The sequence below is a fragment of the Pseudomonas sp. NY11955 genome (genome assembly GCF_048068035.1).
GTDB lineage: Bacteria > Pseudomonadota > Gammaproteobacteria > Pseudomonadales > Pseudomonadaceae > Aquipseudomonas.
This window is the reverse complement of the sequence record NZ_JBLUPS010000004.1, coordinates 456,524-463,377: the sequence shown is the minus strand read 5'-3', so window position 1 is coordinate 463,377 and position 6,854 is coordinate 456,524. Positions and strand designations below refer to the sequence as shown.

Annotated in this window: 13 protein-coding genes; 4 read left to right on the top strand and 9 right to left on the bottom strand. The window is 58.5% G+C overall.

From position 1 onward, the window contains the following. Positions 1 to 59: 59 nt before the first annotated feature. The 9 genes from ACNFBR_RS10845 to ACNFBR_RS10805 form a co-directional block, all read right to left on the bottom strand. A complete protein-coding gene (locus tag ACNFBR_RS10845; RefSeq protein ID WP_151883364.1) occupies positions 60 to 275 on the bottom strand; it encodes a hypothetical protein in 216 nt (71 codons plus the stop codon). Continuing rightward, positions 272 to 475 carry a hypothetical protein gene (locus ACNFBR_RS10840; protein ID WP_012273069.1) on the bottom strand — a complete coding sequence of 68 codons (204 nt, stop codon included), beginning with the start codon at positions 473 to 475 and terminating at the stop codon, positions 272 to 274. Before ACNFBR_RS10840 ends, ACNFBR_RS10845 begins: the two co-directional genes overlap by 4 nt. Continuing rightward, a complete protein-coding gene (locus tag ACNFBR_RS10835) occupies positions 472 to 885 on the bottom strand; it encodes a hypothetical protein (RefSeq protein WP_416734919.1) in 414 nt (137 codons plus the stop codon). Before ACNFBR_RS10835 ends, ACNFBR_RS10840 begins: the two co-directional genes overlap by 4 nt. 23 nt (positions 886 to 908) lie before the next feature. After that, complete coding sequence (locus ACNFBR_RS10830) at positions 909 to 1,106, bottom strand: hypothetical protein (RefSeq protein ID WP_416734918.1); 198 nt, start codon at positions 1,104 to 1,106, stop codon at positions 909 to 911. A gap of 1,002 nt (positions 1,107 to 2,108) precedes the next feature. After that, positions 2,109 to 2,615 (bottom strand): hypothetical protein, encoded by a 507-nt coding sequence (locus ACNFBR_RS10825; RefSeq protein WP_201870861.1) that lies wholly within the window; start codon positions 2,613 to 2,615, stop codon positions 2,109 to 2,111. 738 nt (positions 2,616 to 3,353) lie between these two features. Continuing rightward, a complete protein-coding gene (locus ACNFBR_RS10820; RefSeq protein ID WP_054572405.1) occupies positions 3,354 to 4,121 on the bottom strand; it encodes a DUF1828 domain-containing protein in 768 nt (255 codons plus the stop codon). Then, positions 4,118 to 4,615: a DUF6978 family protein gene (locus ACNFBR_RS10815; RefSeq protein ID WP_054572406.1), complete on the bottom strand. Its 498-nt coding sequence runs from the start codon at positions 4,613 to 4,615 to the stop codon at positions 4,118 to 4,120. The genes ACNFBR_RS10820 and ACNFBR_RS10815 overlap by 4 nt, the downstream gene beginning before the upstream one ends. Before the next feature lie 68 nt (positions 4,616 to 4,683). Then, the gene (locus ACNFBR_RS10810) at positions 4,684 to 4,923 is read right to left on the bottom strand and encodes a hypothetical protein (RefSeq protein WP_416734917.1); all 240 of its coding nucleotides are present in this window, start codon (positions 4,921 to 4,923) and stop codon (positions 4,684 to 4,686) included. Between the two features lie 2 nt (positions 4,924 to 4,925). Further along, positions 4,926 to 5,723 carry an XRE family transcriptional regulator gene (locus tag ACNFBR_RS10805; protein ID WP_416734916.1) on the bottom strand — a complete coding sequence of 266 codons (798 nt, stop codon included), beginning with the start codon at positions 5,721 to 5,723 and terminating at the stop codon, positions 4,926 to 4,928. 38 nt (positions 5,724 to 5,761) lie between these two features. Between ACNFBR_RS10805 and ACNFBR_RS10800 the strand changes: the two genes are divergently transcribed. From ACNFBR_RS10800 to ACNFBR_RS10785, 4 genes are read left to right on the top strand one after another with little or no spacing between them, the layout of a single operon-like run. Further along, positions 5,762 to 6,001 (top strand): carph-isopro domain-containing protein, encoded by a 240-nt coding sequence (locus ACNFBR_RS10800; RefSeq protein ID WP_100633219.1) that lies wholly within the window; start codon positions 5,762 to 5,764, stop codon positions 5,999 to 6,001. A 30-nt stretch (positions 6,002 to 6,031) separates the two neighbouring features. Beyond that, the gene (locus ACNFBR_RS10795) at positions 6,032 to 6,244 is read left to right on the top strand and encodes a hypothetical protein (protein WP_023379896.1); all 213 of its coding nucleotides are present in this window, start codon (positions 6,032 to 6,034) and stop codon (positions 6,242 to 6,244) included. An 18-nt stretch (positions 6,245 to 6,262) separates the two neighbouring features. Further along, positions 6,263 to 6,475 (top strand): hypothetical protein, encoded by a 213-nt coding sequence (locus ACNFBR_RS10790; protein ID WP_054830709.1) that lies wholly within the window; start codon positions 6,263 to 6,265, stop codon positions 6,473 to 6,475. Positions 6,476 to 6,493: 18 nt separating this feature from the next. After that, positions 6,494 to 6,769 (top strand): hypothetical protein, encoded by a 276-nt coding sequence (locus ACNFBR_RS10785; protein ID WP_268968431.1) that lies wholly within the window; start codon positions 6,494 to 6,496, stop codon positions 6,767 to 6,769. Positions 6,770 to 6,854 lie beyond the last annotated feature (85 nt).

The window sequence follows — 6,854 nt, the reverse complement described above, 5'->3', positions numbered from 1 at the left end:
GGTGAGGGCGATGAAACTGCCGCGCCAGGTGGCGATACGGCGGGCCCGCTGGTAGGAGGTCACGCCCGCACCTCATAGGCTAAGGTGCACATGCCGCAAAGGTAAGCGCGGCCCGACCAGGCCGCCGGGTTCTCGATGTGAGCGAGGCGCGCTTGATTCATGGCATCTGCCATGGTCAGGCCCTTGAACACCAGCAGAATGCGGTCATCTGGCAATGCCTGTGCAGCCTCGGCAACCTGGTCGTCGATGATCGACGGGAAGATCGGCGTAGTCATGCAGCCTCCTTGCGCCGCTCAGCAATCCGCCGAACGCGCTCGCAGTAGTGTTTGAACTCCTCGGCGTCGATGGCGAGGAGGGAGAAGTAGGCCACCACCAGGGTCTCGGCCTTGGCATCCTCCACCGGGCCAGAGCTCGGCAGAAGCATTGTCTCGATTGCGGCCTCGATCGCGCTGATCGCTACGCTGTGCGGGCTCATTGCGCGTCCTCGGCCTGGGCCAAAACTCCTTCTTTGGCAAAGGGAGTGAGAAGCTGGCGGGCGATTTCCTCAAGCTGCGCCTTGGGGTTGGCGACGCTCATGATCTCGTCGGCGCATGCCGCTGAGTCGCTGGTTACTTTGCAGCGCGCCGCCAGGACCAGGCGCCCAAGCACTGAGTTGCTAATGCCCGACAGGACAAGCTGGCCCATCACGAACTCATCTACTGCCTGGGCGAAGCGCTCGTAGGTCACGCCCTGCTGTGGGCGCATCCGGCGCTGGAACACGAAGTCGCGGCGCGCCATCAGTTCAGCGATGCCGTCGTCGATCCAGCGGTCCTCCGGCGAGCTCTCACTCACCGCCGGCGGCATCCGGTTGTCGTACTCAAACTGTGCTGCTCGAAGTGCGCCCATAGTCGCCTCCAGATGATCCGTGGTTACTCGTAGTCGCTTGCGTCGTCGGCGTAAGCACCAGGATTGGGATGGCTGTGGTCCTCTTCGCCGCAAACTCGGCACTCGAGGTAGCTGCAGTCGAAAGTCCCGCCTGGCACTGAAGCGTCACCACCCCAGTCGCTGACGTACTTCCAGTCATGGTCGACTTCTCCGTCGACGACCTCGCACTTGATATCGCTCATGGCGACCTCTTTTAGGCTGTGCGACCGCATTGGCCAGGAGCCAGGCGCGGGTGACCAAACCCACCGTGAAAGGTGGCCTGGCGCCTGCCAATGCGGTCGTATGTGAAGGGAAGGGGATGCAGAGGCCGGGCGCTACCCCGGCAGCTGGCTTGGCGTGGACCCATCCAGCGGCGCAATTCGTTTACCCCCAGTGCGAGGGAAGGGACGTCCACAGGTGCTTCGGTAACCGCGCCCTTAGCTGGGCGCTTCTCTGCATCGGGGTGTGAACTGGCAGGAGCCAATCTCTGCATCGACCGGTGTTCGTTCCTCCCGATCTCGCTGGATAGAAGCTGTGCTGCTTGGCGGCAGGATTCAGTTCACACTCCGATGCAGCCTGCGATGGGGGGCAGGGCATCGGGCCGTCTTTCCGGCTGTCAGGTCCGGCCTCGCTACTGGCGACAGGCCGGGGCATTGCGTCAGCGGTGATCGTATGTTCGGGTGGGCCTACCATTCGGCCAATGCGCGGTGACATCGACGGCCCTACTTTCCGCTGCCTGTCATGAATACGGGCTCAGCCTTCAGGCTTGCTGTGCCTCACGGGCGAATCGTCCGGTTACTTCATGGCGAAATCTCCTATTGCTCGCTCACTGGGTAGGCAGTGGCCACCTATCAGAATCTGGTGTTTCTCCCATTACCGCCGGGGTGGCGGGGCGCATTGCATGCCCGGGTCGTTCTCTCGGTTTAGGCGTTTCACCTTCGTCAGCCGTACAGGGTTGTCCCTGTCGTGGGCAGCCTTTCGGGGCTGTCTGATCGCCGGTCGCCGGTAGAGGCAATGCGGTCTGTTGGTTGTTGCGCTGGTTGTTAAAGAGCGGTGAGGCTTGAGGGCCTCCCGAGGGGCTGTGTAGCGCCTCGATGGATGTAAATATGTACCAGTGGTTCACAGTCGTCAAGTACCAAAAGTACACATTTTTCTCACGCCCACAAAAAAGCCCGCGCTAGGCGGGCTTCCGTTCTCGGCTGGACCTACTGGGAGAACTTGACCTCAGTGGCCAATGCCTCCTTGGCTGCGGTGTATTCCGCCTTGGCTCGGAGGTCTGTTCGACTATAGGGGCTCATAGTAGAAAGGTACGCCGACCACTTTGCGTACAGGTCCTTTGCCAGGTCGGCCTGTTTTGCGCTGACCTTTGCGGCCTTCAGTCTGGCAATTGCTGCGTCCCCTTCAGATCTCGCGTGCTTGTTGCAGTCGAGCAGTGACTGACTGTACTCGGCGATCCCTTGTGGATTCCTGTAGCGCACGGCGTAGCTTCCAGTCTCCGCGTCCAACGCGCACTGGAAGATAGGAATGTCGAGCTGACGGGCAAAGTTGGTAGCCTCGGGAAGCTTGTCGTCGTGCTTGAACTCAATCGGCTTGAAAACGTGTGGCTCCTTCTTCACTGGAGCGGCGGCGTACTGCGATGATGGCGGCTGGATGGGCGCGCAACCTGCGAGCAAAGACGCAGACAGCATGAAGGCGGTGATCGAATAGCGCATGACTCTCTCCTTGAGGAAAGCCGCCATCCTACCACTCTGGCTATCAGCCATCACGCGCCCAAAGAAAAGCCCGCACTGCAATGCGGGCTAACGTAGGGAAGCGGATGAGCCTTCACTGTGCAGGGTCGGGCGTGAAAAAAGCGTGAAGGCATGCCCCGTCTCAGATGGCCGCCTGTCGTGGCCGCAGGAAGATCATGCGGAAGCTTTCTACACTCCTGTCACCTGGGTGATGGTTGTCGACCAGGTCAACCATCACGAAGCCTAGGAGGTCTTTATGCGGCGCCAAATTGTTCCGGCTCTGGTCTTGGCGATTGTAAGTTACATTCCTTGCGCATTTTCAGAGGCGCTCACTGAATACCCCAATGTCGGCGACGAAGGCCTCACCTTCTCCATCCAAGCTAAAAAAGGTGGCTCTTGGGCGCCTATGAAGAGCCACAGGAATAGTGCTGCAAGGGCGTGTATATTTGGGGAAAACCCAAGGTGCTACCTCAGAAAGGGGGCGGCGTGTGAGCCCTACGCAATGAAAATCGAAGGGCCCGGCGGAGTTCGAGAGCTCACGTGCATGGCCTCACGCACCGAGCGCGGGGACGCCGACATGAAGGAGGTCCAGCGCAATTTCAATCGAGCACAGTATGAGGCGAAGGGCTCCAGTGACCCGATGGTTGAGAGGTAGCGGCGGCGCGGGGCGCGGATAGGTATGAAAAAGCCCGCCGAGGCGGGCTTGATGCAACGATGCACTCAAGACACTCTGTCTAGAATTTTGTCCTTAATGGCCTGAATATCAGTAACAACCGGGACAATGTCGTTGGCAGCCGTCATGAGGCGAGATGCATCCTGCTTTGGCAGCTCCGTAAAGTCGCTGCACACGATCATTGAGTCAAATTTCAGGCCCATGTGCTTGAGGTGAAGCAGGGTGATCGTGGTAAGCCGAGCTTTATCCTTCCCGTTTACCCCGAAAAGGTACAATGGGCGACCTTGAGTTCTGATCTGGTAGTCAATCAGATAATCCTCGCCGCCACTGATCGCAGGAGCGTAGGACTCGTCGACCATCTCGCTGGGAACGATTGAGTAAAGAATCTCGCGCAGGTCGTGGTAAAAGGTTGACTCAACCCGGCTGCGGGACCATAGGGCAATATCCTCAACTCGGCTGAGTCCTTGCCCGAGCTGGAACAAGCCTCTCACCAGTCTGTCAGCTGGGACCTCCAAAAAGATCTCGCCATCGTCCTCTTGCAAGCCATTCTCGGAGAGAATCGTCTCAAAGAGTTTTGCTCGAGGACCGGTGAGAAGCTTTCCTAGGTCATTCTCATAGCTGAGACGCATCATGGTGTTGGCGGCGTCAGAGATGCGCCACCCTGCGGAGGACCTAGTCAAGTAGCTGGTAAATGAGTCGCCATCCCTCGCGGTGAGAGGCAGAGATACCGTCAGCAAGTCGCCGCGCGCAGATACCGCCACATCCTCGCAGAATGCGTGGCATAGGGTCTCCTTGATGGCGGCAATGTCGTTCATAGGTCAAAGCTCAGCTGCGAATATACTTCCACCCCATAATCTTGGCATGGGAGGTCGATCCCAGAGATGTTGCAGTCACTTAGCATACACCTTATCGCCCCTGCCAAATCATGGTATCGATCGGTGGTTTCTGCGAATTTCTCGGCCTTATCACCCATTTCCATGTACCGCTCTGTCGCGCGATGGATATGGCACTTGTGCTTTATGAGCTCTCCATCCTCAAGCGGGTTCCGATGCACGTGGTTGCTCCCATTGTAGCGGACCAGCGTGACCTTCTCGCCGCTGCGAGGGTGATAGATCAGACCGCACGAGTAGGCGTCTGGGTCAATTTGGTTTTGGCGGGTGTACATCTCAAAAGACTTGTCACTATCAGAGGCAACAACTTGATAGTTGATGCGCTCCGATTTCTTTTGGACCTTGGCCTTAGCGCCAGGGTTCTTGATGACCTTGGGAATCGAGAGCAATTCCGCGATCAGTGCGTCACTAATTACCATCTTGGGTCCCTCCCCAGGGAAGCTCCATCAGCTCGACGAGTCTTCGCTCGCTGAGCGCAACCACGACTCTACAACTCCTTCGCCCTCTCAATCCTTCCCGCCTTCACCTCATCCCCATACCCCGCCAACCGATCCTCCCCAGCCTGCATCACCTGGCAGATCCTAATCACTGCCTGGGCGTCGTGCTCGTTTCCGGCCTCGCTCAGGCGTACCGCAATGCGCATCAGCTCGACAGCCGACCATTTCAGGTCAGAGGCCAGGCCCTGTAGGTCGCGGTGGAGTTCTTGGTTGGGCTTGGTTAGGGGCATGGCTAGAGGACTCCGCCACGCCAAATTACGCGACCCAGGATTCGGTGCTCATGGATCTCGCCGTCCGGCACCTTAAGATCCGCATAGAGTGCTTTGTCTGGGTTATCGCTGCGAATTATCCAACCCTCGAGGTCGGAGAAGATCAGACGCTTGACGATGGCGCCCTTGTTCTCGCTGAAGAGCGCGAAAACCTGGCCGTCCACAGGATCGACGCGTGACTCATCAATCAGCAAAACGTCGCGGTCACTTATGGTTGGCTCCATGCTTGAACCCTGCGCGTAAATTACCTTCAGGTTCTTCGGGTTTAGCGCCATGAACCGGATCCACTCGCGCTTGAATGCGAGCGTCCCCCTAACCTCGACGTGGTCATTGGATTGACCTGACCCCGCCGAAACAAGGGCGGTGTACTGCTTGATGTGTACGTACGCGTCTTCTTCGTCATCTTCAGTAGGGAAGGCGGGAATGTCGGCGGGCTGTGACGCCAATGGCTTCGGGGCTTCATGATCGCCATCCCGCATTCCACCGCGCCCGTACTCCAGCCACTCGACCCGGACCTTGAGCGCGGATGCCAGGGCAAGCATCTTGGCCCCGCCGGGCATCGATTCTCCGTTCAGCCACTTGCTGCTGGCCTTGGGTGTGACCCCAGCCAGTTTCGCAAGGCGAGCGCCGCCGCCCCACGACGGAATATCGTTGGCAAGCAGGGCTTCTCTCAAGCGCGCCGCAAAGGCCGCTCGTATTTCTTCTATCTGAACCATAGGTTCAATATCGCACGCGCTTGCATGTACTTTCAGTTCCGACATAATATGTACTGACAGTTCATATTTCGTTTGGAGGCCCCATGCAGGAGCTCAAGAAGGCAATCGATGATGCAGGTGGCGTGACCGCCGTTGCGCTCGCTTGCGGGAAAACGCCGCGCGCCGTCTACAAGTGGCTCACCGCTGGCTGCCTCCCGCGCACCGAATACACCGGCGAAACAACCTACGCCGAAAAGATCGCAGCACTGGCAAAGGCCAATGGAAAGCCGCTCAAGGCTCAGCGCCTTCTGGCTGCCACTGCGCCAACCAAGACCGCCGCCTAATCCATTTCAACCGCAAGGAGCAGTACCCGTATGGCCTATGACAATCCCGCCCACAAGCGCAGCGAAGTAGTGAAGTCCCGCTACAAGCCGGAGGACGTTCGCATGCTTCGAATGGAAGCACGCGCAGCGGGCATGCAGTTGGCCACCTACGTCCATGAGCTTTCGATGATCGCCAGGCGCCTCGGCGCAGCTGAGCTGATCCGCGAAATCCATGGCCACGGCAAACAGGATAAGACGGCTTAAAGGCCTTATGGAGGGCCTATGCCTGAAAGCACCTTCGATTTGTTGGAGAAGGGGGCTCAGGAAGAGGTTCGGCAGTTAAGTGCCGAGCTTGGATGGAGCCTCGAATACGCCGCCAACCAGTACCTGGAAGCAGGTCGCTCACTGGCGGTACAGGCCCAGCTAAGGCAGATGCGGCATACAGCCCCGCTGCTCTCGCTGGTAGATCACAAAAAGGGCCTCGAAAGGGCCTAAGTAGAGCAGGAGAAGGGTATGAGCAAGCCGGAACTGAGCATCCAGGTGAATTCGCAGACCGGCTCGCAGGAGCTGGACGAGTTACTTGCCTCCCTTAAACAGGTTGCTGAAGTCAGTCTCGATGCTCGATTTGAGGTCCAGCAGCTTCTGTTCGGCGGCGGCGATGTCTTGATGCCAGGCCTCATCGATTTCCGAGCGGTCACCGCAACCGGGACAGGCAACGTAACCCTTCAGCTTCACGTCACCAACCGTTTCCGTGAACTCGCTGCCGCACTGGTCGCAGCTCACCTGTAGCACTTGATCATCAATCAAAGACATGTCCGGCCTCCGATGGCCTCTGGTGTGGAAATCGGAACCTACCACGGATGCGCCGGACACC